Raw genomic sequence first — 24,060 nt, forward strand, 5'->3', positions numbered from 1 at the left:
CAATGGATGAGATACGTTTATCTTAAACCTCTTTACAACCATAACTCTTTTAAAATTCTGCTAAAATGAGTAATAGTGGGCCGGTAGCTCAGCCTGGAAGAGTGCTCGGCTTGCAACCGAGAGGTCCCGGGTTCAAATCCCGGCCGGTCCACTGTGGGGAACACACCCCCACTGCTAATATAAAATTCTACTATCTTATCTAAAGGACCAATGTAATGTTTCTTTATCTTATCGTCTTGGTCTTTCTCTATTTTATAGACATAATACCTATTGCCTCTTTAACGAATCTTGTATTGCCCAGCTGAGAAAGTCCTATAACCCATATATTATTTAAGTATATCATACTTTATTTCTTAACTTCATAATTGGTTTATAGACGTGCATTATATGTATATAATATTCTAGCTAATGAAAAAATGACGAAATAGTTATGTCCTGGAAAGTCTATAATTTAAAAAATTTTATTAGTCGAGTATCCTAGCATTCTTTAAATTATTTAGAAGAAGCGGAAGATAGATTTTTTCAACTTTTTCACTGTCGTTTTTGATCTCTAGGAAAATCGGTCTAGTTAAATGCCTATAATATCGTGACTGATAAATACCTAAACTTATGTTTCTATCTATTCTTTTTATGACCTTTGAAATATCATTGAGTTCATATTTACATTTCCTGCATCTATATCCCTTATTTTTACCTAAAGATTCCATTGAGTGGTTACATTTAGGACATTTAGGATTTTCGTATATTATATCAATTAATTGAATTATCTCAATTTTTTCTAACTCTATTACTTTTCCAAATTTTACAGATGGCTTAATAGATCCATAAGCAATTATAACATCTCCCTTGGTCAATTGTTTTGTTGCTTCATTTAACTCCCCGGTTTCTTTAAATGCAATGAGCACATCTCCATTACTACCCGTAATCACTACATCTCCGCCTTCTAGAACTGATATGTTATCTATTTTGATTAGCTTTCTTACCCCCTGATAGTAATGATCTCCTGTTCTTATAAAGTGGAAATCAGTGCCTTGGTTAGTTTTGAATAGCATCATAAAGTCAATGTCTTCATCAACCCCAATCATGTTAGTCGCCTCAAATAGAGGTTCTATCATTATTCCTCTTATGCCGTAAAGGATTGGATCATATCCGTGTGAAATTATGAGGGGTTTTCTCTTGACATAGTCATAGTTAGCAAATACCTTGGGGAAAAAGGCTTCATCTACTTTCCTTATACTTTCCTTATCAATTTTTCTTTTAGTGAACCAATTATCCTTCTTCCTGTAGGTTATTAGTTCATAAGTATAATTTCCATATACGCCGATAGAAGCTATACTACCTATTATTCCTCTATTTCCTTGTATTTCAGCTTTAATTTTTTTTGAAAAAATTATTGCATATTCTAATGGAACTACATCCGTTACAGCCTTAACGTAAAAATTATGTATTAATCCCTTATGTTTTTCATAGTTATCATATTCGATTATGGCTATTCCAGGTCTCCTTCCATATTGATTAGCTAAGGATATGTGCTTAGTATATTTCTCTGAATAATATGAAATAAGTTCTAACAGTTCCTTTTTATTCCCGTTGAACTCAACTTCTAACCTTATGGCTGCATTTCCTCTAGTCTTCCAAGGTATGTTAGGATTTAGTCTCACTAAATATGGTAGTTCAAGAATTTTTATGTTATGATCATAAAATAAATGCGAAATTAAAATAGTGGAAAAATGTGTTGTACAACCTAATTTATACGAGTCGTGATCATCTATTCCTACTAAAAACTTCATTTCTTTACTACACTCTTTCCCTCCATTATGATCATTGTTAAGGTTGATCTAACTTTCGGAATTTTCCTAACAGAATTGCTTATAAAATTCTTTAATTTATCCATGTTATCAGTTTCTACTTTTATAACTATATCATACACACCATAAACTACATAAGCCTCCACTACTTCTTCCATACTTTTTAGTTTTTCGAAAACTTCCTCTTCTCCTCCTGCATCCGTATTTATGAGGACTATCGCACTAGCCAATACTTTTAACCCACAAGTTTTTATTTTGACAAGATATAAGAATTTTGCGACAATTAATGCGAATTTTTGTGATTGAATTTGAACAAGATGATCCTAAGAAATGTACTGCTAAGAAGATGATAAAGAAAGGAATAGCTAAACCAACTAGAAGTCCTATCGGTATAATATTAAATCCAGTTTCAGACGTTGTGTTATCAATTGAGGACAAAAAAATTATTGAAGAGAAAGGAATAACAGTGATAGATAGTTCTTGGAACAAGTCGAATAAATCGTTTTTTATGAAATTTAATACTAAGTTGAGTAGAAGACTACCATTTTTACTAGCTGGAAATCCGATAAATTATGCCAAGCCTTTTAAGCTTTCTTCATTAGAGGCAATTGCGGCTAGTTTATTTATTATAGGCGAGTTTGACTTAGGCTTGAAACTACTATCCCTATATAAATGGGGTAAAACGTTTTATGATTTAAACAAACATTTATTAGATATATATTCTAAAAAGAGTAAAAGCGAAATAATAGAAATTGAGAAAATTGTAATTGATAATATTATGAGAGGCCCCTAGCATAACCCGGCTTCTGTAATAGGGGGATTTGTCTTAGCGTCCAAGGGAGAGTTGACCCCCAGCTCATCCCCTCCCAACTTACTCCTAGGAGGTCTACCGTTTCAAGCTTTAAATCTCTCATTTTTCCCATACTGCTACTAGTTGCCTAGTAGCAGGTCTGGACATTAATCGAGATTTAAAGCTTACGTTTCTGTGTAGGAGCCGAGGAATCTCTCCTCACCCCGTCTAGGGGTTCCTACGGGGGTTGGAGGCCGGAGTTTCCTCAGATCCTATCCGTGACCCCCGCTAGGGGCCTCCATGATAAGATTCTAAATTTAGATTTAAAATATTTTCGAAAGCACTATTACAGCGACCGTGATTGCTATACTTGCAATAATAACTACCTTGGGGTCTACCTTTATTTTTTCATTCTCTTCTTCATAATATCTTATTAATCCTGCCATCGACATTAATGGGACCGTTTCTTTTTTCTTCTTGCTACTCGGCATATTGTATTCCCTAAATTAGATATTCTTTAAACCCTTTATTATTTCTATTGCTTTATCAAGATTGCTCTCAATTATATTCCCAGTAACTATTATATCTGCACCCTCTCTTGCCATTTTCTGTGCTGTCTCAGCATTTTTTATTCCACCTCCAACTATAATTGGAATCTCGGAAAATCTCTTTATGAAGGATATCATTTCCGGATTAACTGGAGATGGAGCTCCCGAACCAGCTTCAAGATAAACTAGGTTCATTCCGAGATATTCAGCAGCCAATGTATAAGCTAGGGCTAACTCGTAATTATCATATGGTATAATTCTTGCTCTTCCTACATGGGCTGCGGTTCCACCATGTCCAACAATTATATATCCAGTAGGTATTGGCTCTATTTGGAGCATTTTTATGATAGGTGCAGCTACTATATGTGCTCCTATAACGTAGTATATATCGTCTGAGTTTAAAAGAGAGAGAAATAAAATTGCATCAGCCTTTTCTGAAATCAAATTTATATTACTTGGAAATATAATTTTTGGTATTTCGTAGTCCTCTAAGATTGATAGTACAAAATCTAATTTGTCCTTAGAAACTCCCAGAGTTCCTCCTACAAGAAACGCATCAGTCCCAGCGTCATATAGACTTTTTGCGATTTTCTCTAATTCACTTTTAGATCCGATCTTATAGGGATCTAATAGTGAAAAATGTAGCTTTTTCTTATCGTTAATTTTTTCCAAAATGTATTTCTTCACTTTCCCCTTCAATTTCATTTTCTTCTTCGGTATTTTCTTTATCGCTCTCTTTTATTTCTAGCTTTCCTTCTAGATATAAATCTATGAACTTGCCGTAAGCATTAGCTGCATCGAAGATGGGCGGAACTTCAAATTCAGTTTGTAATCCGCAACTACCACAAGTTATTATAGCATTACCGTCTTTTATTTTTACATTTATTGAAACTTTTCCACATCTAGGACATTCAAAGGTATTGGGAACTTTAGGTTTTACTCTTACTATTTTAGTTTTTCTACGTCTTCTTCCTCCCATGTTGCTCACTTGTCTTTTTACTTTTCTTCTTTTGAGAATAAATAGTCTTTGTACTTGGTGAATATATTGGAAATTCGACAAAGATAAGGTATATTACTATAAATATGACCATTAAGATTGCTCCTACGTAAACAAGTTGTACGTCATTCATTCTTTATCATATCGTTAAGTATTTTCCTCAGTTTTAAAGATTTTCCATAGGAGTAGATTTCAGATAAAACATCTTTAATCTCATTTAATGGCAGAGCTATCGTTAAAATTTGGTCTGATTCTAAGGCGTAATTTAAACCTATAATATGATAGCAGTACTCATTGGTTTTTCTATAAATACAATTGAATAAATAAGAACTGCAAGTACATGTTTCATTATCAAGGACATAGTCATGACTTCTCCCCATAAAGACGAATAAACCTAGAGTGTACTCCTTAGTCATTAGCCTAACATATCTTTTCTCCTTAGCTGCCCTTCTAGCTTTTAATTGAATTTTTGTCTTATAATCATTTATCACTATATAATGTTTTTAAGGATAGACTAATATACCATTCTATTCATGTTTTGATGTTGATGAACAGCGTAAAAGTCAATTCATTTATATAACAAAATTTAGGTAATTTGCAAAATTGCATAGATAATAAATAATAATAAAAATATGAGGAGATTTTTGTAAAATGTGAAGAATTATAGTTGTTTTATTAGTTATTGCTTTAGAGAATATATCAATAATCTTATTTAGATTTGGTTTTATGTTATTAGGCTAAAAGATTTTTATTATAAATCTTCTCAAGTTTATCTCTTACATGAAAAAGTGTTTTAGAATTCATAAAAGTATGGGCCCGCTGGGATTTGAACCCAGGATTTCCGCCGCGTCAGGGCGGCGTCCTAACCAGGCTAGACGACGGGCCCTCATAATATATAGGTTAAGGGTTCTTTTTAAAGTTTTATGACTTAACTAGGTTTAGGTATTTGCAAAGGAAAAAAGATGCTAGGCTTACTGGGCCAAGATCAGATGCATTATCCAGCATTTTTACATAATTTCCTAATGATTGGTCTATTTTGCTAAATCCATTATTATCTATTCCTGGGAAAACTACAAATATTTTGTCATAATTATAGATTTCAGTAAAATCGAGAGTTTTTTCAGCATTCTGAGAAATCAGTAATGTGGTATCAGGTTGTAGTAGATCTATAGCATCTTTTAAATCCGGTAAAACTATAACTGCCTTGTTTTGTCTAAAAGCAATTTTACTTACTTCCGGAATTCCAGATTGAGCCGCTGTTCCGCCTACTTTGGTTATTATTAAATATTTAATATGAGGTATACTAAATGCCAATCTAGAAAAATCTATTAAACGCTGAGTACTAGTTATATTATGAAGGCCTAAATATAGTTCTTTCATTTATTACACCTAATACTTCTTTTGCTATGACACTAGATAAGACTACTGGAACAGCTTCACCTATTTGGTTATACTGTTCGTCTCTGCTCCCTAAGAATATGTGATGATCAGGGAAACTCATTAATCTAGCTTGTTCTCTAACTGTTAAAAATCTATCGTGGAAAGGATGTACAAATCTTGAGTTACCTAGTACTGTTGGAGCTAGATCGTATGGGTTAAGTCTAGTATATAATGGTATGTTTCTATCAGCTGATCTATACATGGTTAGATAATCTCCATAACTTAGCTTAGATACTCGTAATAGTTTCTTTTCATTTAACTCATATTTTTCATTATTTGGTATATCATTTCTCTCATCGAGATCAGAAATCGCCTCATATACGGTAACTCTCTTGCTTAATTTTTTAGGTTTTATTGGTATATTTGATATAAACACCCTAGTTCGTCTAGACGGATTACCATAATCTTCGGCATGAAGTATGTTAAAGTAAACGTTTTCATATCCAGCTTTTTTAAATTCATGGATTAAAGCTTCTCTAAGTGTTGATGTTTCTATTATTGAGGGCACGTTTTCCATTACAAAAATTTTGGGTCTTATCTCATCAATTATTCTAATATATTCGAGTGTTAAACTACCTCTATCATCTAAGTAAAGTCTATCTAAAGGATCTTTCATCCTTAACGGATTAGCTGAGGTAAACGCTTCACAAGGAGGACTCCCAATCACAATATCGATATCATTTTTTTCTATTATTTTCAAGATTTCTCTTCCACTCAATCCCCTTATATCATCTTCCATGACTATTGTTTCTGGGAAATTGGTAGCATATGTCTTGGAAGCATTATGATTTACGTCTATAGCTAAGCTTATTTTCAATCCTATGTTTTTGAATCCTAAGGAAAAACCTCCTGCACCAGCAAATAAATCAACTACTCTTATTTGCTCCAAGTTTAGTCTCCTTTTCTATCTCTTCCTCTATCTGCCTTATTTTCTGCTCTAAAAATGTTTTTATTTTATCTGAATCATAATAGGATAATTGTGATCCACACTTTGGGCATTTGAACTCATTTTCAAAAGCTTCTTCAAAGGAATATCTTGCATTGTCTTGTGGACAAATAAAGAATGTGTTGTTTCGTTCGTACTCTAATCTTATCCTTAATTTATCTAGTATTAATCTCTTCCTACTAAGCAAAATTTCATTTATTTGTTCTATATTCGGTTTCCAGTAATATATATACCATCCACTATCTTTATCTCTGGTTTTTCTATAGCTTACAAACCCTTGTTCCTCTAAGAGATTTAACTTCTTCCTAACATCATTTACTTTAATATTTAACGTATTAGCTATTTCTTCATCAGTCATTTCAGTTCCCTTACGTAATAATACCTCAAGAACGTCTACTATATCATCACCGAGTAAACTTTTGGCTAAATTTGTAAATAATTCCTCAACATTAACCAATTTTTGTCACCTTTTTACCTGCCCTCTGTGGTAATATCTTTAATTTAGCGTCTCTAAATTCCATATATAGTTCTCGTCCCTTATAAATTCTATCTAGAAAAATAGCTAACGCTGAAACTTCGGAATGTGGCTGGTTTCCTACCGCTATGTTATAGTGTGAGTTATGATAATACCAACCTTCTACTTTTTCTGATCCTACAACTATCAATAGCGGGAATTTTAACTCATTAATATCAAAATTTATTAGATTAATTCCATACATAGTTAGGTGAACTACGCTTCCATACCCCTTACTTTTCCAGTCTTTAACTACTTCTTTTCCACTATTTACTTCTTTTATTATGAAGTAAGAACTTCCACCCCAAGTATCTAGAACCTTTTGAATCGAATCTATTAATTTTTTATCGTTCCCTTCAATAAAAATACCTTTAGCTCCAAATGCTCTTGCAACTAAAGCGACATGTGTAGTTATCCTCTTATCTCTCTCTGGTCTATGTCTTAACCTAAGGATATAAATTTCTTTTAAGTCAATTCCGTTATTAACTGATATACTCTATCCCTTAGTAAATCAATGTTTACTCTCTTTAAAGCTGATACTGGTATAGTGTCGTAGATTGGAGAGTAAAGTTCATTTGCTTTATTCTTTACTAATTCTATCTTTTGATCTAGATCTCCATCAAGCTTATCGATTTTATTTAACACAACTATGATAGGTTTACCTGACACTCCTATTTCTCTTAATATTTGAAAAGAGGAGGTCAAAGTTTCGATTATTAACTCTTTATTAAGTGTAGAGTCTAATAATAGTAATAATGCATCAGAATACTTTGCCTCAGAGAGAGTTACGAAGAAGGAGTCTATTACTTGTGGAGGAATTCCTCTGATAAAGCCTACAGTGTCAACTAACATTATTTTCTTATCCTTTAAAGATATTGAGTACCTTTTCGGAGCCATTGTTGTAAACAATTTACTATCGACTTTCTGCGATAAGCTTGTAAGGGTATTAAATAATGATGTTTTGCCCGAATTAGTGTACCCTACAATTGCAATTGTGGGCGTATACTCTGCTCTCTTATTAGCTTCAATACTCTTTTCCTTGAATTTTTTAATATTTTCTAATTCTTTACTTAATTTGTTAATTTTTCTTCTATAGAGTTTTATGAGTGACTCAAATCCATATCCGCCAGAGCCTAGAAGTCCTTGTTGTTCACCTAACTTCAATTTAGTATATGCCTCCTTTATTATAGGCAATTCGTATTTTAACCTAGCTAATTCAATCTGCATCTTAGCCTCCTTAGAGCCAGCGTGAAGGGCAAAAATTTCTAATAATAATAATACTTTATCTATTATCTCTTTTTGTTTGAGTTCTCTTCTTAGATTTATGAAGTGTCTTGGTTTTAAAATATCGAATATTATTATCGCATCTATCAGATCATTCTCTTCAATTTTTCTCAATTTATTCATTTGTATATAAAACTTAGGGTTAGGAGATTTTGGAAGTGGATAAATTTCTAATACTTTATATTCTGCACCTTCTGCTAAAGCAATTGCTTCTTCCTTAAAGTGGTCTGAAACGAAAAGTATAGCTTTTTTCACTTCTTTCCCTCTTTTATATTCACGACATCACCTAGAGTTAGTTCAAAGTTTTCTGAACTTTTTTCGCTTCCTTCTCCTTCAACTGGAACTACTAGTTTTATGCCTAATATTTTCTCTAATTGTCTAGCTTGTGATATTGTTGGTTTTAGTTTTCCACTTTCAAATCTTTTTATTATATTTTCCGACACTTTTAATTTTTGCGCAAGTTGTTGTTGAGTCATGCCTAATTTCTCTCTAGAGCTTTTAATTAATTTGTAATAATCATTTACTATTTCTAATTCTATATTCTCCAATTCCGTTTTAATTTTCAATGATTTTCTAGTATTTTGAGCTTTTTTCTTTTCCTCGTTTATTATCGTAGCATGTTTTTTAACTTTATTGTAGCAAGAATTACAAATCGTAATAACAGAGCCTTCATACAGCACGGTTATACCTTTACCGCTAATCCTCGATCCGCATAATTCGCAGTATTCTCCAGCACTGTTTTGCATATGATTACTTATTGTGAATACTACTATTAAACGTTTTTAGTCTAGTCGATTAATTATATATATGGGATAAATTGTCTGGAGATTTCGATGCATTAAGGGATTCAACTTCATCTGAAGATGAACAATTAGTAAGATTATTAGAAGAAAAAATAAGGTCGCTTCAGATAGAAATAGAGAATTTGAGAAAAGAATTAAATTATTATAAAAGTGAAATGGAAAAAATGTTAAGTCCTCCATTGGTAGAAGCAGTAGTGCTAGATATACTCCCAGATGGTAGGGTTTTAGTTAGAAGCTCTTCTGGACCAAATTTAATAGTAAATGTGGCTAGGCATATAGACTTAAGTAAGATAAAACCTGGTAGGTCAGTAGCATTAAATCAAAGAGGTTCAACAATTCTAGATCTTTTACCAGAAAGAGAAGACCCCATAGTAAAGTCTATGGAAGTTATAGAAAAGCCTAAGGTATCTTATGCTGATATTGGAGGCTTGGGCGAGCAAATAAAGGAATTAAGGGAAATAGTTGAGTTACCAATTAAAAAACCGGAATTATTTAGGGAATTGGGTATAGAGCCTCCTAAAGGAGTTCTATTATATGGACCTCCAGGTACGGGAAAAACATTGCTAGCTAAAGCTGTAGCTTCAGAGAGTAATGCATCATTTATACATGTTGTCGCATCCGAATTTGCTCAAAAGTTTGTAGGAGAAGGAGCTAGGATTGTGAGAGAGGTTTTTGAGATGGCGAGAAAGAAAGCTCCTGCAATAATTTTCATAGACGAAATTGATGCTATAGGTGCTAAAAGGTTAGATATTGGAACTAGCGGTGAAAGAGAAATTCAAAGAACTCTAATGCAATTATTAGCTGAGATTGATGGATTTAATCCACTAGATAACGTTAAAGTAATTGCTGCAACTAATAGAATAGACATCCTTGATCCAGCATTATTAAGACCAGGTAGATTCGATAGAATTATAGAAGTGCCTTTACCAGATTTAAGGGGAAGAATTGAAATATTTAATATATATTTGAAGAAGATGAAAGTAAGTGAAGATATTAATATCGAAATACTTGCCAAACTGACGGAAGGATTTAGTGGTGCAGACATAAAGAACGTATGTATAGAGGCTGGATATAACGCAATTAGGAATGATAGGAATATGATATTAATGAATGATCTAGTAGAAGCCATAAATAAGATTAATAATAAAAAGGTTAAAGTACAAAATATACAAGAGAGGCGTGAAAAATATAGCTAAATATAAAGATTTTTTTACAATTGCGGCTAAGGCTAAGGAAGAGGAAATCTTGTATCTTAAGGAGATAGCGGAATATCAGTTTGATTATGATGTTGCTAACGCATTATTTTCAAGTGATAGTACGTTTTTAATTCAGAGATCAAAAAATACTGGAAAAATAAGGAATATTTTTGTAAATAATGAATCAAATCTCTATTTAGTTTTGAGAGCTCAAGACATGCTTTTCTCACTTACTCCATTAAGTGCTAAGGTCATCATTAATAGCTCCGATTTTCCACGGCATAGGGTAGTTATTGATAGTTCTATTGAGAGTTTTATAAGGGAGGGTAGAAATGTATTTGCTAAACACGTTAAAATTGCTGATCCTAATATAAGGGGAGGTGATGAAGTCGTAGTTGTCAATCAAAATAATATACTAGTAGGAATAGGTAAAGCTAAAATATCCGGAGAAGAAATGATGGAATACAAAAGAGGAGTGGCTGTTCACGTAAAAAGAGGTGTTATGAGTAATGAATAATGTTAAAATAATTGTTAAAAAAGATATAAATGAATTAAAGGGAGCTACATTCATAACTGGTTTTAGGACTATTGGTGAAGTTGGATATTTAGCTACGAGACATCTTGTTTTAAAGAGAAAAATGCAAAGGATAGGGTATGTAATCACAAAATATTATAGGGATGTAACTTTTTTAGACGAATATGGTATTGCTACTCCTTTTGATATATTTTATGATCAAGAGAAACATGTTATTGTCTTACTAAATCATATATTGCCATTTCAACGAGAGTGGAACGAATTTGCATTAAACGTTATTAAATGGGTTAAAAAGCTATCAGTTAGTAACGTCCTCTTAGTTGGCGCTTTAGATAAAAGATATAGGATGGGTAGTGAGAATCTAAAGTGGCTAAGCACTTCCAAATGTAATATTTCTCTGAATTATCCACAATTAGACAAGCAATTATTGATGGTAGGTCCTCTAGCTTTATTCACATTACATTCAGAGATTGAGGAGCTGCCAGCTTTAGTCATATTACCATATGCTGAACGTGAGAGAACGGATCCCGCTGGTGCTGCAACTGCTATTGAAGTGATTAATACTATTCTTGGTATAAATGTTGGTGTGAATGAACTTTATGAAGAGGCTAAAAAAATAGAAGAGGACTTGCAAAGACAAATGGAGTTATTACAAAAGGAACTAAGTAGGGGAAGTGCTGATAGGGTTTATATGTAAATTAAGTTTCTTGCAATTAATAAATTCAACATTAGAATATTTATGATTAACTAGAAAGTTTATGATTTGGTTTTTCATATCTCTTATTACTTCCTCATTAACCTCTATTGGTATTTCAGACTGGGAAAACGGGAATGTATCAGAAATTCTTAATGGTATTAATCCAAAAAATGGAACTGCAATAAAGATATCTTGTGATATAATATTATTATAATATTCTTTTAGTATTTTCTCCTTAAAATCATAAAAAGTATCATTACCATCATAACAGATTATGGTTATTTTTTCAAATTTTTTCTTATATCTAGTTAAATACCTCTTATGTCTTAAGATTTCTGGTCTTGATAGAGAGTCTTCGTTAAATAAAAATATACCTTTAGTATCTCCCCTAATTCTAGGATCATATTTTTCTAAATATTCCTTATATTTAAGTAATCTTTTGAACGCGTTATAAGTCGCAGTGTGAGAAAATGCTTTTTCTTGTAAGTATTCGAATAATCTGCCCTCCTTTATAGCTTGTTTAGTCGCGTTTATTTCTTCCTTTATCACGTATAAGTTGTGTAATGCCAATAATCTAATTCTCTCCTTCTTGTCCATACTCATTAGCTCTCTAGGTGTATATCTTGAGCATATTGGACATGAGCAGGGAAAATAATCTAATTCTTCTAGTCTATGTACTCTAGATCTTGTCATATACCTTCCATCTCTTGCATAAATTATATACGAGGCAGAATCAAACATGTCAACACCTAAAGCTACAGCTAACGGAATAATATGAGGTAAACCTCCTCCAAATAAATGGAATGGAACATTTCTACTTATTGCTGATTTAGCAATATAAATCATATCAATTATTATATCGTATCTATATTTTTCTAATAAGACTGTAGGGCTGCCTAACGCCGTAACTTTATATATGTTTTCGAAATTATTTAGTTGTGACGCAGAATAATGTACCAGATCTAAGAATCTTCCACCTTGTATAGGATAAACCCAAATGATATCACTATCTTTAATAAATTTTTCAGCTTCTTTGGCTCTCTCTATAGTCTCAATCACAGTAGTTTTCGCATTTTCATAGTTTTCAGTGTTTCCAGTAGGAAGATCTAGGATTACTGCTATATCTGGCTTTATTTTTAGTTCGTAATTAATTATCTCTTCGTTATTTATATTAATATCTCCGTATTCCAATATTTGATATGCACCAGAATCCGTCATTATTATCATGTCTTCTGCATTAAGTTCTCTATGGATATTATTTTGTAAAAGTTTGTTTTTATAGAGTATAAAGGCATTAGTAATAAAATTGCTAAACCCAACCTTCTTTATATCCTCGATTTTTATCTCATCTTTTAATATGTTTATTACGGGAAAAAATGCGGGTGTCTCTAAGTTGCCATGTGGGGTTTGTATGATACCTATTCTGGCAGCAAGATCTTGATATCTTACTTCAAATATAGTCATAGCCCTAATTCCTTTTTCTTTTTATTTATATAATCATTGTATATGTCATATATTCTCTGAGCCATTGGTCCACTTCCTTCTACGCCATTCTGTGTTACCTTTATCTTGTCTAATATTGTTACTACACCAGTTTCCTCATATACTTTTATATCACCTGGACGTAAGTTCAAGGATTTTTCTACAATTTCTGCAAATTCCCTAGGTTCAAATAGGGGAGGACTCTTAACTATTATTTCTGATATTAAATTTCCATTAATAATTAATTTATAGACAATATTATTGCTTTCATCTTTTGCATTAGTAAGACTAATTATAAATGGAGACGTTTCAAATGCTGATAGTTGCCCAATATATGTCTTATTATTAGTTGTTTTTACAATAATTGTCTTATCAAGTAAACTATTTAATTCATTAACTACTCGTCTCCCACTACTCATATACTTATACCTCCAATAACGTTAATAAATCGAAACTTAAATAGTAATATGATGGAGATAAGGTCACAAGAAATAAATCTAGAATGTGAAATAAATGGAATAGATAAAGGAAGTTTGAAAAATCTATTGGTTGTTAAGTTAGTATGTAAAGACTTTAATATAAATTTTGATATATTAGAAAGTATAAATATATTTAAGGAAAAAGAGAAGGTGAAAGTATTTATCTCTAATACCAGACCACCTTATACGAAGGATGATTTTTGTGCTCATGGATATGTAGTAACAGAGCTGAAAGAAGGTTCATCCGAGCAGCAAAAATTCAGTGCAATCATATCATTGTTTGGCTTACTAGTTAAAATAATGGGCAAGGAGAGCTTCTTGAAAACATATGGCCTAAACGTGATGGATCATATCTATTTTTGTGTAAGAAAGGCAAATATCAGTTAACTTAATATGGTATAAAACTATCTTTATAATTACCATTTTTATCTATGATAGCTATATCTATTCCATCGCCTGATGTGACATCACGCTCTATTGAAGCTTTAATTGACTTAACTACTAATTCAGATGCCTGTTCTAATGACATATCGTTTCTATATTCACTTTCTAAAACACCTATCGCTATTCTCGCTCCGGAACCTACTGCTGCGTAGGAATCTTCAATCAATGAGCCTATAGGATCTAATACGTATAATTGTGGACCTACTTGATCTACGCCTCCAAATAATATTTCTGAGATAAAAGGCATTACTTTATATTGGTATAGTATTACCGATAATAACTTCGCAGCAGCCTTTACTGAAATTGGTCTTCCATTCGTTATTTCATAATATTTAATTTCAACATTCATTATCCTAGTTAAGGTTTGTAAATCACCATAGATCCCTGTGCCTGCTATCACAAACTTTCCAATCTTATTAACTTTTTTTGCTTGCTTACTTAATACATAACCACCATAACTTAATCTTCTCTCTGATCCTAAAACTACCCCGTCGTTAACTTTTAATCCTACAGCTGTTGCAGGTAATTCTTCCATACGACTACCCGTTATAAAAATCATAAATGTGACTTATAACATTTGTTTTAATGACTCTAATAATCTATCAATTGATGTTGTGACTTGCGTTTTGGTTATTAAGTTTCTTAATGTCACCGTCCTTTTTTCAAATTCGTTCTCTCCTATAATGATTGCAATTTTAAAATTCTGAGAAGCATAATAGGGAATCAACTTAGAAAGAGGCTGATTCTTCATATTAAGCACTACTGTGTACCCCTCACTTCTTAGCAGGCTAGCTACTTTTACTGAATATGCAAGCAATTTATCTGAATCTGTAAGGTTAATTATAACGATTTTATTTGACTCTTGAAGATTAGTTAGGTTAATAACCAATAAAGTTCTTTCAACTCCTATAGCAAATCCAATCGCGGGAGTAGGTATTCCTCCATATAATTCAATTAGTTTATCGTATCTTCCGCCTCCGGCTATACTAAATGTAACAGAAGGATGCGTAACCTCAAAGATAATCCCTGTATAGTATGCCAATCCCCTTACAAATCCTAAATCTATTTTGAAATTGAAATTGAGTGCTGATAAAAGATCTGCGATCCTCTGTAAATATTTAACATCCTCCTCTATAATCTTGAATTCTCTAAAATCCCTTCTTAATCCCTCAATAACATCCCTTAATTCATTACTATCAATTCCCTTTATGTTCAATAGGTTGTTTATTAGATTTATTGTGTTATCTCCCTCCTTTATATAATGAGTAAGTAAATCTATGGCTTCATCCTTTTTGCCCTTATCGATTAAGTGGAGAAGATGTTCTTGAATGTTATCTTCTAAGCCATAGTAGCTCATTAATCTTCTAAATATAGCTATATTATTCAATTTCATATTTATATTCTGAGAAATATTAATTTTATCATAAAAATTATATAATAGGTCTATTATTTCTATATCTGATAATATCGAATTATCACCTATTAATTCAACTCCAGCTTGCCTAAATTCCCTATATCTTCCATACTGTGGTTCATCATATCTATAAACTGTACCGAAATAATAAACTCTTACCGGTTTAGGCATTGATTGTAAACTTTCAACATAAGCTCTTGCTACACTAGGTGTAAATTCAGGTCTTAGAGCTACTTCTCTCCCTGCTTTATCCTTAAATACATACATTGTTTCCCTCAGTTCTTCTCCTCCTTTTAGAGCAAATAATTTGAAATCCTCAAGCACTGGGGATATTATCTCGCTGTACCCATATTTCTCTACTAAATTTCTGAAAATTGTCTCTATATATCTGATTTTTCTAGCCTCACTATCAATATAGTCTTTCATCCCTCTTACCGTTTCAAACTTGGGCATATGGATCACTTAGTCATTTTAATTTCAGACAAATTATAATACGTTACATCTCCATATTTATCTACAATAGAAATGACCAATTCTATGTTCATGTTTCTTGCTTGTTGTAATTTCTCTAAAATATATTTAAAATTTATTTTCTCATTTTCATTAATAACCAATACCAATGTTGATTTCTTATTCTTTTCTTTGATTATTAATGTTTTATCATCACTTTCTTCAACAATTTTTCCTCTTTGTCTTAAATCAATGTAAACATCTAATTTATCCCAACTTATTGAATTTAGTGGAAGTTCACTTAGCGTTTTAGTTGAATAATTAATAATGAAATTGTATATTTTAGTTAGTTCACTTTCATTATCCTCACTCATTATGATCACTTTATCTAAGTTAGATATATTCATCAAAAAAAGTTACTACTATAAATGAATAGTCATGGTAGCTTGCCCTATATGTGGATCTATTGAGTTAATCTGGAATGAAAATCAAGGTGAAGTAGTATGTAGTTCTTGTGGCACCGTATTAGATAAAATTTACTATTTTAACCAAGAATTTTTCGATAAAGAAACTATAATATATGAAGGTTTTATGAGAAGCGAAATAAAGGATAAAGAAAGTAGAGTCGAAAAATTCATGAAAGAATCATTTAATAGGAAAATATCCGAATTTGAAATTATATTGAATAATATGTTAATTGACAAGAAATATAGAGAAATCTATAATATACTATCGGAGGAAGGTCTTTTAGGTGGGTTAAAGGCTAAGACAAAAGTTGCACTTTTAATATACTTTAGATATTATCGTGATTCACAATATTTGCATATATTACAGAAGTTTAATATTAAGAAGGAATTAATTTCCAAATATAAAAGGAAAATTGGATATCAAAAGATGACTCATTTAATCGATAAAATTAGCCAGATATCCGATCGATAATAATGTAAGTTAAATTTTTATATAAGCTCTTTTTAAGAGAGAGTGGAAGGTGCGTAAAATGGCAACCACGGCTACAGTTGCAACTACACCGGAAGGTATACCGGTTATAATTTTAAAGGAAGGTTCTAGTAGAACATATGGAAAAGAAGCATTAAGAATAAACATTGCAGCAGTTAAAGCGATTGAAGAAGCTTTGAAAAGTACTTATGGTCCCCGTGGAATGGATAAGATGTTAGTTGATAGTTTAGGAGATATTACAATAACAAATGACGGAGCTACAATTCTTGATAAGATGGATCTACAACACCCTACTGGGAAGCTATTAGTTCAAATAGCTAAAGGTCAAGACGAGGAAACCGCGGATGGCACTAAGACGGCAGTAATTTTAGCTGGTGAATTAGCTAAAAAAGCAGAGGATCTTTTATATAGAGAAATTCATCCTACAATAATTGTTAGCGGATATAAAAAAGCGTCAGACTTTGCTTTAAAGACCATTGAGCAGATTGCTCAGCCAGTATCAATAAATGACACCGATACATTAAGAAAGGTAGCATTAACATCATTAGGTAGTAAAGCAGTTGCAGGAGCTAGGGAGTATTTAGCTGATTTAGTAGTTAAGGCTGTAACGCAAGTAGCTGAGCTAAGAGGTGATAAATGGTATGTTGATCTTGACAATATTCAAATAGTAAAGAAACATGGTGGAAGTATTAATGATTCTCAATTAGTTTATGGTATTATAGTAGATAAGGAAGTAGTTCATCCTGGTATGCCTAAGAGAGTAGAAAATGCTAAAATAGCCCTTCTAGATGCTCCGTTGGAAGTTGAGAAGCCAGAGTTAGATGCAGAGATAAGGATTAATGATCCAACGCAAATGCATAAATTCCTTGAAGAAGAGGAGAACATATTAAAAGAGAAAGTTGATAAAATAGTTCAAACTGGAGCTAATGTTGTAATTTGTCAGAAGGGTATAGATGAGGTAGCTCAACACTATCTAGCTAAGAAAGGAATACTAGCAGTGAGAAGAGCAAAGAAGAGTGACTTAGAAAAGCTAGCTAGAGCTACAGGAGGCAGAGTAGTATCTAATATTGATGAACTAACACCACAAGATTTAGGATATGCATCATTAGTTGAAGAAAGAAAAGTAGGAGAGGACAAGATGGTATTTATAGAAGGCGCCAAGAATCCTAAATCAGTAAGCATATTAATAAGGGGAGGCCTTGAAAGGGTTGTTGATGAGACAGAAAGAGCGTTGAGAGATGCGTTAGGTACTGTCGCTGATGTAATTAGAGACGGGAGAGCCGTAGCGGGCGGTGGAGCGGTAGAAATAGAAATAGCTAAGGGATTAAGGAAATTAGCACCGCAAGTTGGAGGAAAAGAACAATTAGCTATTGAAGCTTATGCTAATGCAATTGAGTCTCTAGTCATGATATTAGCAGAGAATGCTGGTCTAGATCCTATTGATAAGTTAGTACAGTTAAGAAGTTTACATGAGAACGAAAGTAATAAATGGTATGGATTAAATCTATTCACAGGCAATCCTGAAGATATGTGGAAATTAGGTGTAATTGAGCCAGCAGTAGTTAAAATGAATGCTATAAAGGCTGCCAGTGAGGCAGTAACGTTAATCTTGAGAATAGATGATATAGTAGCTGCAAGCAAGAAGGGCGGCGAATCTAAGGGAGCTGGAAAAGAAGGCGGAGCTAAAGAGGAATCTAAGGAGTCATCAGAAGATTAATAAATTTTTTTTATCTTTACAATAATCGGTATTTTTAAGCTTGGCGCACTTAATATAGCTTCACCCACATCTAGCTTATCGAGACTCTGGCTAAGTCTATCATCAAGCGAAAGTGAATCTTTGATTACCCTTTTATCGACGTCAGATTTTATGGTGTGGATTATCTTTATATTAGTGTTTTTTATAACATTCTGCGATATTAGTGAGGGAGATTGTGTTACAAAACATAAACCTATATTATATTTTCTAATTTCTGATACTAATCTATCTATAAATTCATTGCCATCTTTGTTGAAGTAGTTTTGCGCCTCATCTAATATTATGAACATTTTTTGTTTAGGCTTAGCCCTAATATAAACTTCAGTAATCATCTTTACTAGAAATAGAGCATATAATTTCCTTAACTTGACGTTAGTCAAAAAACTCAGATTTATTATAGTAGATCTAGAAAAATTCTCTAGAAATTTAGATATTGAAGTATCTTCTGTGCTAAATAATTTTGATGCACTTTCTGAAAATAGAATGAATATCTTTCTTAGTAAAGCATATTTTACATCTCTGATCCAATAGGAGGTATCCTCTATACTGTTTAATATTTCTAAGATTCCTTCTAACGTAAACTTACCACTTTTTCTTAGCGCTAATAATATTGTATATAATAAGAATCTTTGGGGATCAGTTAATTGTAGTACATCTCCAATTATATCTATCATATCTTCTACATTGAGATCTATAAGGGATAATGGATTAATTCGTAATAGGTGACTTGCATCATAAACCATAAAATTATCTCTTAATTTCTCGGCGTATTCTCCATGCCAATCAAGTATCAGAACTCTTACTCCTTTTGAACTTAACTGGGTAGCTAAGACCATAGAAGTGTTAGTTTTGCCAGATCCAGTACTACCGAAAATTCCTATATGTCTTACAATGTCATCTAATCTTATTCCTACTTTTGATTTTGTTATTTTATAATCAGCTTCACCTAATTCAACGTCATAGTCTGAAGGAATTACGTTTATGTTAATTGGACTCTCGTATTCTATCTCTGATATAGTTAAAAATGGATAATTAGTGCTTAAAAGAGGTATAGGCAAAGCCATATCTGATGGCTGAACAATTTTAAAAATTATATGAGGAGTCACAGCACTAGCTAATGTCTGTAGGTTATTTATCTCATGTAGAAGTCTTTGAGTATTTATCTCTAATTCGCTTTTATTACATATATTATAAATTATGATTGAAGAGCCTAATTTATTCTTATTTATAGATGTTATTACTGCATACCTAAAGTCTGATTCTCTTCTCGCTATTGCAGTAATAAAGTTTTTGAACTCCGAATCAATGTCAATTTTGCTGGTGCTAGCTTCGATTTTCCCTACTATCTTCATAGCTACCCCGTATATCACCTTTCCATCCTTATGGTCAATTACGAATAAATTATTTCTTACCATATAATTGTTAAATTTCAATCCTATTCTTCTTCTAAATATTAATAAAATTATAAAAAAAGCTAGTATAGGTATAATTAACAGAAGAATATTTTCATTTAAAACATAATTATGAAATAATATTATAAATCCTAATATTATAACTAACAAAGGTCCAAGAATGTTATTTCTCATCGATCTGTTAACAAATATAAGCTATAGTGAGTCTATAGAAAGTAAAGAATTCTTAGTAAGGATTAATCTTTCTACATTGCTAGCTATTAAATTACTGGGTAATGGCTCATAAGGATACTTGCAGCATTCAATTAGATAAACTTTGTCTTTAGGCATGGAGTTAATATACATTATTACATCCTTAATTTGGACTTTATCCGTTAGTAGGAGTAAAAAATATATTGAAGGATTTTTAACTCTATGATTAGAAGAGTTAAATAATATATAGCAAGCTTGATTTAATATATTATTTGAAGGTGTTTCTGGTAAGACTTGTGTTATACAATTGTCAGTAATTTTAATCAGATCTTTATAATCTTCTCTACGAGACGATGATAGTTCTATTACTCTTACTCTTACCAATTTATCCACCATGATTAACGGGTATTATTTCTATGATATCGTTTGGTTGAAGGTAGTTTGATTCTAACATTCTCCAGTCTTTTCCGTTAACTAAAATTATATATCCTGCTCTTATTTTGTTATTTCTATCAATTAATATACTTTTACCATTGTCTATTGAAGATAACGCTTCAAAAATCGAAGTTGCATTTATTTCGATCTCTCTCTTACCGATTTGAGATACTAAAGGTCCTTTAAGAACTATTTTTATCATATCAAACCTCTTCAGTTTCTTCTAGCTTTTCTTCAGCCATAGGCAAGGTTTCTTTTTCTTTCATTATTTTATAATATCTAGTCAAGTAACCAGCTAATCTATTTCTTACTTTTTTTGATTTTACGTCAACATACCTAATTACCAATTGCTTATTAGAACTGAAATCATCCTTTATCTCATCTTTATATTTATTATACAATTCTCTTACTATTCTTTTTATATCTTTAGTATATATATTCCCCATTTAGGTCACCCTAATCTTGGGAGTCTTCTTTTGAATAAACGCTCGGTTTCACTTTGTACATATCGCTCTCCTTCTTAAATCTATTCTTTAGTTTTTCAATAACTAAAGGTAGGGTAGTATACTCCATCTCTTGAGGTTCAAGTCGATGAGGCATGAAGGGTCCATGTCTCCTCATATAATCGGTTATTAATAAGGCTGTTCTTCTGACTTCGTCAAATGCAGGATCATCAAATAGATCAGTAGGTCCAACTAATTTGCCGTTTTTAACATTAAAACCTAGTCCTATTAGCCTTGGGGGACCATCAAATCTCGTAGCTCTAGCGTCTCTTTGAGAGACTGGCATAATAGGTCCATAATGGCTACCCCTCATCCATCCGGGAACTAAGTAAGGAACTGTAAATGCTTCCAGAACCTCGCCTAACGCAGGTAAACCGTGCTGAACTCTTACAATCATTACTGGATCATCTTTACCTACATACTTACCTGCTATTAAGTTAAGTCTTTCCACAGATACCACAGAGGCTTGCAGATTATCACTTTTTCTGTAAACTCTTCTAACAATATATCTACTGGGAGTACCTATTAATGCTAATAAATCATAAGTTTCCTCTGGCGTATTAAGAATAATTGACTCACCTTCATATACGTCAAGTACCTCAAATTTGAACCCATCATGCATAGTAGGGTCTATCACTAGCCCCGCTGTATTGAATGGATCGGCAAACATTTTATATAAAGGTAGGTTATAAGCTCCAGGTTCAGTTTTATCTGCCATAAATATTGCCAAGGGTTCTGAAGGTCTTTCGTCAAACTCAATCTCAGCTATACCAGGTCCCATTCCTTTAAGATTTCCAGAAAAGGAATCAGAGAGCAAATCTTGCCCGGCAGCATAAAGTCCCAATTCTTTTGCAGTCTTAGCAGCCTCCTTAAAGGCATTCCATGCTGTTTCATGAACTTTAGAGTCCAATTCTCCTCTACTATGTGTCATTATTAGTTGTAAATCATCTCCTACATAGGTGATATAATAGTCAATGATCAATCCATTACGTTTTGCCTCAGCTAACACCTTATTAGCTACAGCTATTGTATCTGGGTGTACTACATGGTGTCCTGCAAGACTACCTATGTCTGCCTTAATTACACTTAATGTGGTTTTCATAGTTTATATTAAGATAGTCACAACTAAAAATTTTGTTGAGTACTAATAAGGACGTAAATGGAAATAAGCTAATTAGACGCGGTTGCCATAGAATAGTATTCTCCTTTCTCCTTCTGCAACCTATCAAGATAACTTCCGAGCTTGTTTATTCTAGGTCTTCCAGTGTCAGGATCTCTTCTAAATGTTATGTCTAATTCCTTAAGAAACTCATTCATTCCAAATCTTAATGTAGATGGAGATGTCGCTATACCAAATTTTTGAGGCTCACCTTTAAAAACTATTAATCTGTCGGCTATATAGTCATGTATGGATAAGTCATGGTCTATTATGAATGTGACAGCTTTTCTTTCCCTTGTTACTCTCTTTATTGCCTTAGCTACAATGTATCTTTCCTCTACGTCAAGGTAAGACGACGGTTCATCAAGGACATATAGATCTGCCTCCTTAGCTAAAGTACTAGCCACATATAGCTTCTGAAGTTCACCTCCACTTAAGTCATTTACGTTAGACTCGAATAAAGTATGCAATCTAAGCCTCTTAATAACCTCCTCAAAGTACCATGAAGAAGTTGATAAAGCATCTTTACTGACTGATTCAAGATACTGCTGAACCGTGCCATCGTAGTTTGGCAATATCCTTTGAGGTTTATAGGATAACACCATTTTCTCTGGTGTTACACTTCCGTTATCAGTCTTTAGTTCTCCAACTAATATTCTTGCAAAAGTTGTTTTGCCGATGCCATTAGGTCCTAAGATCCCAATTATTTCACCCTCTTTTGCATCACCTTTCTCTATTGACAGTTTAAATCCATCTAAGGCTTTACTCATATCGGTCCAACTAATTTTTATTTTAACATCCTTTGAGATATCTAAGTCCGAAAGTTCTTTCAACATAAATTTGATTTCATCCTTTCTTATTCTCATGTTTTCTGCTGGTAAGAAACCTTTTAAGAAATTATTAATTCCTACCCTTGCCGAATAAGCCTTCGAAACTCTGCCATAAACTCCGCTTTCTCCATAGATTATGTGAATTATATCTGTTAAATAGTCTAGAACTATTAAATCGTGGTCTACAACTATAACATATTTATTCTTAAGTAGTTCTTTTATTGTTTTAGCCATGTTAGTTCTCTCTTTAACATCTAGATATGACGAAGGTTCGTCGAAAATGTAGACATCAGCTTCTCTCAATATTGAAGCTGCTACTAATAACTTTTGTAATTCACCACCGGAAAGGAACTTTACGTCTCTTTCCCAAAACCCACTCATATTTAATAGTTCCTTTACTTCATCTTTTTTCCCTCTTTCATCTACCTTATCTAACACTTCTCTTACAATTCCCTTTAGAAATTTAGCAACATATTCGACATATTGAATTTTATGTACAACTTTAAAGTTATTATTATAAACTTTGTTAAGGTAATTATATATCTCTTTTCCTTTGAATTTTGCTAATACTTCATCTTTACCTAATTTTAAATTAGGATCACCAAAATTAGGCATAAGCTCCCCTGCAAGTATCTTTAAGATAGTAGTCTTTCCAGTCCCATTCTTACCTAATATTCCGATAATAGTATCATTCTTTGGAGTAGGTATACCAAATAGTTTAAATCCATTGATTTTATATCTATGGACTACTTCGCCCTCTAATTCATCTGGTAAGTTAACAATAGTTATAGCTTCGTATGGACATTTTTTTACACAAATTCCGCAACCAATACACGTTTCCTCATAAATTACTGGTTTACCCTTAACTATTTCTGCTAATTCTATTGCCTTTCCACCCGATCTATCTATTGGGCAGAAATTGATACACTCTAAATTGCATTTATCTGGTTTGCAGTAGTCATAGTTTATTACAGCAACTCTCATCTATA

Annotated in this window: 30 protein-coding genes, 2 tRNA genes, 1 other RNA gene and 1 pseudogene; 8 read left to right on the forward strand and 26 right to left on the reverse strand. The window is 32.5% G+C overall.

Features of this window, described 5'->3' with window-relative positions; translation table 11 throughout:
• Positions 1-77 precede the first annotated feature (77 nt).
• Positions 78-151 (forward strand) — tRNA-Ala (locus BFU36_RS04710).
• 28 nt (positions 152-179) lie between these two features.
• Here the strand turns inward: BFU36_RS04710 and BFU36_RS14480 are convergent.
• The 3 genes and pseudogenes from BFU36_RS14480 to BFU36_RS04720 form a co-directional block, all read right to left on the reverse strand.
• Positions 180-251: pseudogene (locus BFU36_RS14480) on the reverse strand (integrase); the annotation flags it as partial.
• Positions 252-464: 213 nt separating this feature from the next.
• Complete coding sequence (locus BFU36_RS04715; protein WP_069282494.1) at positions 465-1,790, reverse strand: tRNA(Ile)(2)-agmatinylcytidine synthase; 1,326 nt, start codon at positions 1,788-1,790, stop codon at positions 465-467.
• Positions 1,787-2,038 (reverse strand): Lrp/AsnC ligand binding domain-containing protein, encoded by a 252-nt coding sequence (locus BFU36_RS04720; RefSeq protein WP_069282495.1) that lies wholly within the window; start codon positions 2,036-2,038, stop codon positions 1,787-1,789. The genes BFU36_RS04715 and BFU36_RS04720 overlap by 4 nt, the downstream gene beginning before the upstream one ends.
• A gap of 68 nt (positions 2,039-2,106) precedes the next feature.
• Here BFU36_RS04720 and BFU36_RS04725 point away from each other — a divergent pair, with 68 nt between their 5' ends.
• Complete coding sequence (locus BFU36_RS04725) at positions 2,107-2,601, forward strand: DUF367 family protein (RefSeq protein WP_231961237.1); 495 nt, start codon at positions 2,107-2,109, stop codon at positions 2,599-2,601.
• On the opposite strand, the gene rnpB is transcribed toward BFU36_RS04725, so the two are convergent.
• The 12 genes from rnpB to BFU36_RS04785 form a co-directional block, all read right to left on the reverse strand.
• An RNA gene (rnpB, locus tag BFU36_RS04730) (RNase P RNA component) lies at positions 2,593-2,895 on the reverse strand. The two genes, BFU36_RS04725 and rnpB, sit on opposite strands and share 9 nt — an antisense overlap.
• Before the next feature lie 26 nt (positions 2,896-2,921).
• Positions 2,922-3,089 carry a preprotein translocase subunit Sec61beta gene (locus BFU36_RS04735; protein ID WP_069282497.1) on the reverse strand — a complete coding sequence of 56 codons (168 nt, stop codon included), beginning with the start codon at positions 3,087-3,089 and terminating at the stop codon, positions 2,922-2,924.
• Positions 3,090-3,104: 15 nt separating this feature from the next.
• Positions 3,105-3,851 carry a geranylgeranylglyceryl/heptaprenylglyceryl phosphate synthase gene (locus BFU36_RS04740; RefSeq protein ID WP_069282498.1) on the reverse strand — a complete coding sequence of 249 codons (747 nt, stop codon included), beginning with the start codon at positions 3,849-3,851 and terminating at the stop codon, positions 3,105-3,107.
• Positions 3,805-4,125 (reverse strand): transcription elongation factor, encoded by a 321-nt coding sequence (locus tag BFU36_RS04745; RefSeq protein ID WP_069282499.1) that lies wholly within the window; start codon positions 4,123-4,125, stop codon positions 3,805-3,807. The genes BFU36_RS04740 and BFU36_RS04745 overlap by 47 nt, the downstream gene beginning before the upstream one ends.
• Before the next feature lie 143 nt (positions 4,126-4,268).
• Complete coding sequence (locus BFU36_RS04750; RefSeq protein ID WP_069282500.1) at positions 4,269-4,634, reverse strand: hypothetical protein; 366 nt, start codon at positions 4,632-4,634, stop codon at positions 4,269-4,271.
• A 320-nt stretch (positions 4,635-4,954) separates the two neighbouring features.
• A tRNA-Val gene (locus tag BFU36_RS04755) sits at positions 4,955-5,029 on the reverse strand.
• Between the two features lie 35 nt (positions 5,030-5,064).
• A complete protein-coding gene (locus BFU36_RS04760) occupies positions 5,065-5,523 on the reverse strand; it encodes a RecB-family nuclease (RefSeq protein ID WP_069282501.1) in 459 nt (152 codons plus the stop codon).
• Complete coding sequence (locus BFU36_RS04765; protein WP_069282502.1) at positions 5,495-6,472, reverse strand: DNA cytosine methyltransferase; 978 nt, start codon at positions 6,470-6,472, stop codon at positions 5,495-5,497. Before BFU36_RS04765 ends, BFU36_RS04760 begins: the two co-directional genes overlap by 29 nt.
• Positions 6,450-6,986, reverse strand: coding sequence for a transcription factor (locus BFU36_RS04770; protein WP_069282503.1), 537 nt, complete (start codon positions 6,984-6,986; stop codon positions 6,450-6,452). Before BFU36_RS04770 ends, BFU36_RS04765 begins: the two co-directional genes overlap by 23 nt.
• On the reverse strand, positions 6,979-7,458 hold the full coding sequence (locus tag BFU36_RS04775) for a tRNA methyltransferase (RefSeq protein WP_069282504.1): 480 nt from the start codon (positions 7,456-7,458) through the stop codon (positions 6,979-6,981). The genes BFU36_RS04770 and BFU36_RS04775 overlap by 8 nt, the downstream gene beginning before the upstream one ends.
• A 50-nt stretch (positions 7,459-7,508) precedes the next feature.
• On the reverse strand, positions 7,509-8,582 hold the full coding sequence (gene hflX, locus BFU36_RS04780) for a GTPase HflX (protein WP_069282505.1): 1,074 nt from the start codon (positions 8,580-8,582) through the stop codon (positions 7,509-7,511).
• Positions 8,579-9,073: a multiprotein bridging factor aMBF1 gene (locus BFU36_RS04785; protein ID WP_069282506.1), complete on the reverse strand. Its 495-nt coding sequence runs from the start codon at positions 9,071-9,073 to the stop codon at positions 8,579-8,581. Before BFU36_RS04785 ends, hflX begins: the two co-directional genes overlap by 4 nt.
• A 71-nt stretch (positions 9,074-9,144) precedes the next feature.
• Between BFU36_RS04785 and BFU36_RS04790 the strand changes: the two genes are divergently transcribed.
• From BFU36_RS04790 to BFU36_RS04800, 3 genes are read left to right on the forward strand one after another with little or no spacing between them, the layout of a single operon-like run.
• A complete protein-coding gene (locus BFU36_RS04790) occupies positions 9,145-10,326 on the forward strand; it encodes a proteasome-activating nucleotidase (RefSeq protein WP_069282507.1) in 1,182 nt (393 codons plus the stop codon).
• Positions 10,310-10,843: a PUA domain-containing protein gene (locus BFU36_RS04795; protein ID WP_231961238.1), complete on the forward strand. Its 534-nt coding sequence runs from the start codon at positions 10,310-10,312 to the stop codon at positions 10,841-10,843. Before BFU36_RS04790 ends, BFU36_RS04795 begins: the two co-directional genes overlap by 17 nt.
• On the forward strand, positions 10,836-11,558 hold the full coding sequence (locus BFU36_RS04800) for a proteasome assembly chaperone family protein (protein ID WP_069282508.1): 723 nt from the start codon (positions 10,836-10,838) through the stop codon (positions 11,556-11,558). The genes BFU36_RS04795 and BFU36_RS04800 overlap by 8 nt, the downstream gene beginning before the upstream one ends.
• On the opposite strand, the gene tgtA is transcribed toward BFU36_RS04800, so the two are convergent.
• On the reverse strand, positions 11,523-13,022 hold the full coding sequence (gene tgtA, locus BFU36_RS04805) for a tRNA guanosine(15) transglycosylase TgtA (RefSeq protein ID WP_069282509.1): 1,500 nt from the start codon (positions 13,020-13,022) through the stop codon (positions 11,523-11,525). The genes BFU36_RS04800 and tgtA overlap by 36 nt on opposite strands.
• Complete coding sequence (locus tag BFU36_RS04810) at positions 13,019-13,459, reverse strand: Lsm family RNA-binding protein (RefSeq protein ID WP_069282510.1); 441 nt, start codon at positions 13,457-13,459, stop codon at positions 13,019-13,021. The genes tgtA and BFU36_RS04810 overlap by 4 nt, the downstream gene beginning before the upstream one ends.
• A gap of 48 nt (positions 13,460-13,507) precedes the next feature.
• Between BFU36_RS04810 and BFU36_RS04815 the strand changes: the two genes are divergently transcribed.
• A complete protein-coding gene (locus BFU36_RS04815) occupies positions 13,508-13,906 on the forward strand; it encodes a DNA-directed RNA polymerase subunit G (protein ID WP_069282511.1) in 399 nt (132 codons plus the stop codon).
• Between the two features lies 1 nt (position 13,907).
• Here the strand turns inward: BFU36_RS04815 and psmB are convergent, their stop codons facing one another.
• The 3 genes from psmB to BFU36_RS04830 are packed head-to-tail and all read right to left on the reverse strand — an operon-like array spanning position 13,908 to position 16,201.
• Complete coding sequence (gene psmB / locus BFU36_RS04820; protein WP_069282512.1) at positions 13,908-14,498, reverse strand: archaeal proteasome endopeptidase complex subunit beta; 591 nt, start codon at positions 14,496-14,498, stop codon at positions 13,908-13,910.
• Positions 14,499-14,531: 33 nt separating this feature from the next.
• Entirely contained in the window at positions 14,532-15,830 is a 1,299-nt protein-coding gene (gene hisS, locus BFU36_RS04825) for a histidine--tRNA ligase (protein ID WP_069282513.1), read from the reverse strand.
• Positions 15,831-15,835: 5 nt separating this feature from the next.
• Positions 15,836-16,201: a hypothetical protein gene (locus BFU36_RS04830; protein WP_231961240.1), complete on the reverse strand. Its 366-nt coding sequence runs from the start codon at positions 16,199-16,201 to the stop codon at positions 15,836-15,838.
• A gap of 64 nt (positions 16,202-16,265) precedes the next feature.
• On the opposite strand from BFU36_RS04830, the gene BFU36_RS04835 reads away from it, so the two are divergent.
• Together BFU36_RS04835 and thsB are read left to right on the forward strand one after the other, a co-directional pair.
• Positions 16,266-16,766: a TFIIB-type zinc ribbon-containing protein gene (locus tag BFU36_RS04835; RefSeq protein WP_069282515.1), complete on the forward strand. Its 501-nt coding sequence runs from the start codon at positions 16,266-16,268 to the stop codon at positions 16,764-16,766.
• Positions 16,767-16,824: 58 nt separating this feature from the next.
• Positions 16,825-18,501 (forward strand): thermosome subunit beta, encoded by a 1,677-nt coding sequence (gene thsB / locus BFU36_RS04840; protein ID WP_069282516.1) that lies wholly within the window; start codon positions 16,825-16,827, stop codon positions 18,499-18,501.
• Here thsB and BFU36_RS04845 read toward each other — a convergent pair.
• From BFU36_RS04845 to BFU36_RS04870, 6 genes are all read right to left on the reverse strand, one after another.
• Positions 18,498-20,126: an ATP-binding protein gene (locus BFU36_RS04845; protein WP_069282517.1), complete on the reverse strand. Its 1,629-nt coding sequence runs from the start codon at positions 20,124-20,126 to the stop codon at positions 18,498-18,500. The two genes, thsB and BFU36_RS04845, sit on opposite strands and share 4 nt — an antisense overlap.
• A 21-nt stretch (positions 20,127-20,147) precedes the next feature.
• Positions 20,148-20,528, reverse strand: coding sequence for a hypothetical protein (locus tag BFU36_RS04850; protein WP_231961241.1), 381 nt, complete (start codon positions 20,526-20,528; stop codon positions 20,148-20,150).
• Between the two features lies 1 nt (position 20,529).
• The gene (locus BFU36_RS04855) at positions 20,530-20,781 is read right to left on the reverse strand and encodes a hypothetical protein (RefSeq protein ID WP_069282518.1); all 252 of its coding nucleotides are present in this window, start codon (positions 20,779-20,781) and stop codon (positions 20,530-20,532) included.
• Between the two features lies 1 nt (position 20,782).
• The gene (locus BFU36_RS04860; RefSeq protein WP_069282519.1) at positions 20,783-21,025 is read right to left on the reverse strand and encodes a 30S ribosomal protein S17e; all 243 of its coding nucleotides are present in this window, start codon (positions 21,023-21,025) and stop codon (positions 20,783-20,785) included.
• 10 nt (positions 21,026-21,035) lie between these two features.
• A complete protein-coding gene (gene fbp / locus BFU36_RS04865) occupies positions 21,036-22,184 on the reverse strand; it encodes a fructose-1,6-bisphosphate aldolase/phosphatase (protein ID WP_069282520.1) in 1,149 nt (382 codons plus the stop codon).
• 68 nt (positions 22,185-22,252) lie between these two features.
• Complete coding sequence (locus BFU36_RS04870; RefSeq protein WP_069282521.1) at positions 22,253-24,055, reverse strand: ribosome biogenesis/translation initiation ATPase RLI; 1,803 nt, start codon at positions 24,053-24,055, stop codon at positions 22,253-22,255.
• Positions 24,056-24,060: the final 5 nt, after the last annotated feature.

It is taken from the genome of Sulfolobus sp. A20 (genome assembly GCF_001719125.1).
GTDB lineage: Archaea > Thermoproteota > Thermoprotei_A > Sulfolobales > Sulfolobaceae > Saccharolobus.

Excerpts from the sequence above, each read along its gene's own strand:
- BFU36_RS04715 (WP_069282494.1), bottom strand. The coding sequence starts at position 1,790 with ATGAAGTTTTTAGTAGGAATAGATGATCACGACTCGTATAAATTAGGT.
- BFU36_RS04735 (WP_069282497.1), bottom strand. The coding sequence starts at position 3,089 with ATGCCGAGTAGCAAGAAGAAAAAAGAAACGGTCCCATTAATGTCGATG.
- BFU36_RS04740 (WP_069282498.1), bottom strand. The coding sequence starts at position 3,851 with ATGAAATTGAAGGGGAAAGTGAAGAAATACATTTTGGAAAAAATTAAC.
- BFU36_RS04745 (WP_069282499.1), bottom strand. The coding sequence starts at position 4,125 with ATGGGAGGAAGAAGACGTAGAAAAACTAAAATAGTAAGAGTAAAACCT.
- BFU36_RS04760 (WP_069282501.1), bottom strand. The coding sequence starts at position 5,523 with ATGAAAGAACTATATTTAGGCCTTCATAATATAACTAGTACTCAGCGT.
- BFU36_RS04785 (WP_069282506.1), bottom strand. The coding sequence starts at position 9,073 with ATGCAAAACAGTGCTGGAGAATACTGCGAATTATGCGGATCGAGGATT.
- BFU36_RS04800 (WP_069282508.1), top strand. The coding sequence starts at position 10,836 with ATGAATAATGTTAAAATAATTGTTAAAAAAGATATAAATGAATTAAAG.
- tgtA (WP_069282509.1), bottom strand. The coding sequence starts at position 13,022 with ATGACTATATTTGAAGTAAGATATCAAGATCTTGCTGCCAGAATAGGT.
- BFU36_RS04810 (WP_069282510.1), bottom strand. The coding sequence starts at position 13,459 with ATGAGTAGTGGGAGACGAGTAGTTAATGAATTAAATAGTTTACTTGAT.
- BFU36_RS04815 (WP_069282511.1), top strand. The coding sequence starts at position 13,508 with ATGATGGAGATAAGGTCACAAGAAATAAATCTAGAATGTGAAATAAAT.
- psmB (WP_069282512.1), bottom strand. The coding sequence starts at position 14,498 with ATGGAAGAATTACCTGCAACAGCTGTAGGATTAAAAGTTAACGACGGG.
- hisS (WP_069282513.1), bottom strand. The coding sequence starts at position 15,830 with ATGCCCAAGTTTGAAACGGTAAGAGGGATGAAAGACTATATTGATAGT.
- BFU36_RS04830 (WP_231961240.1), bottom strand. The coding sequence starts at position 16,201 with ATGAGTGAGGATAATGAAAGTGAACTAACTAAAATATACAATTTCATT.
- BFU36_RS04835 (WP_069282515.1), top strand. The coding sequence starts at position 16,266 with ATGGTAGCTTGCCCTATATGTGGATCTATTGAGTTAATCTGGAATGAA.
- thsB (WP_069282516.1), top strand. The coding sequence starts at position 16,825 with ATGGCAACCACGGCTACAGTTGCAACTACACCGGAAGGTATACCGGTT.
- BFU36_RS04845 (WP_069282517.1), bottom strand. The coding sequence starts at position 20,126 with ATGAGAAATAACATTCTTGGACCTTTGTTAGTTATAATATTAGGATTT.
- BFU36_RS04855 (WP_069282518.1), bottom strand. The coding sequence starts at position 20,781 with ATGATAAAAATAGTTCTTAAAGGACCTTTAGTATCTCAAATCGGTAAG.
- BFU36_RS04860 (WP_069282519.1), bottom strand. The coding sequence starts at position 21,025 with ATGGGGAATATATATACTAAAGATATAAAAAGAATAGTAAGAGAATTG.
- fbp (WP_069282520.1), bottom strand. The coding sequence starts at position 22,184 with ATGAAAACCACATTAAGTGTAATTAAGGCAGACATAGGTAGTCTTGCA.
- BFU36_RS04870 (WP_069282521.1), bottom strand. The coding sequence starts at position 24,055 with ATGAGAGTTGCTGTAATAAACTATGACTACTGCAAACCAGATAAATGC.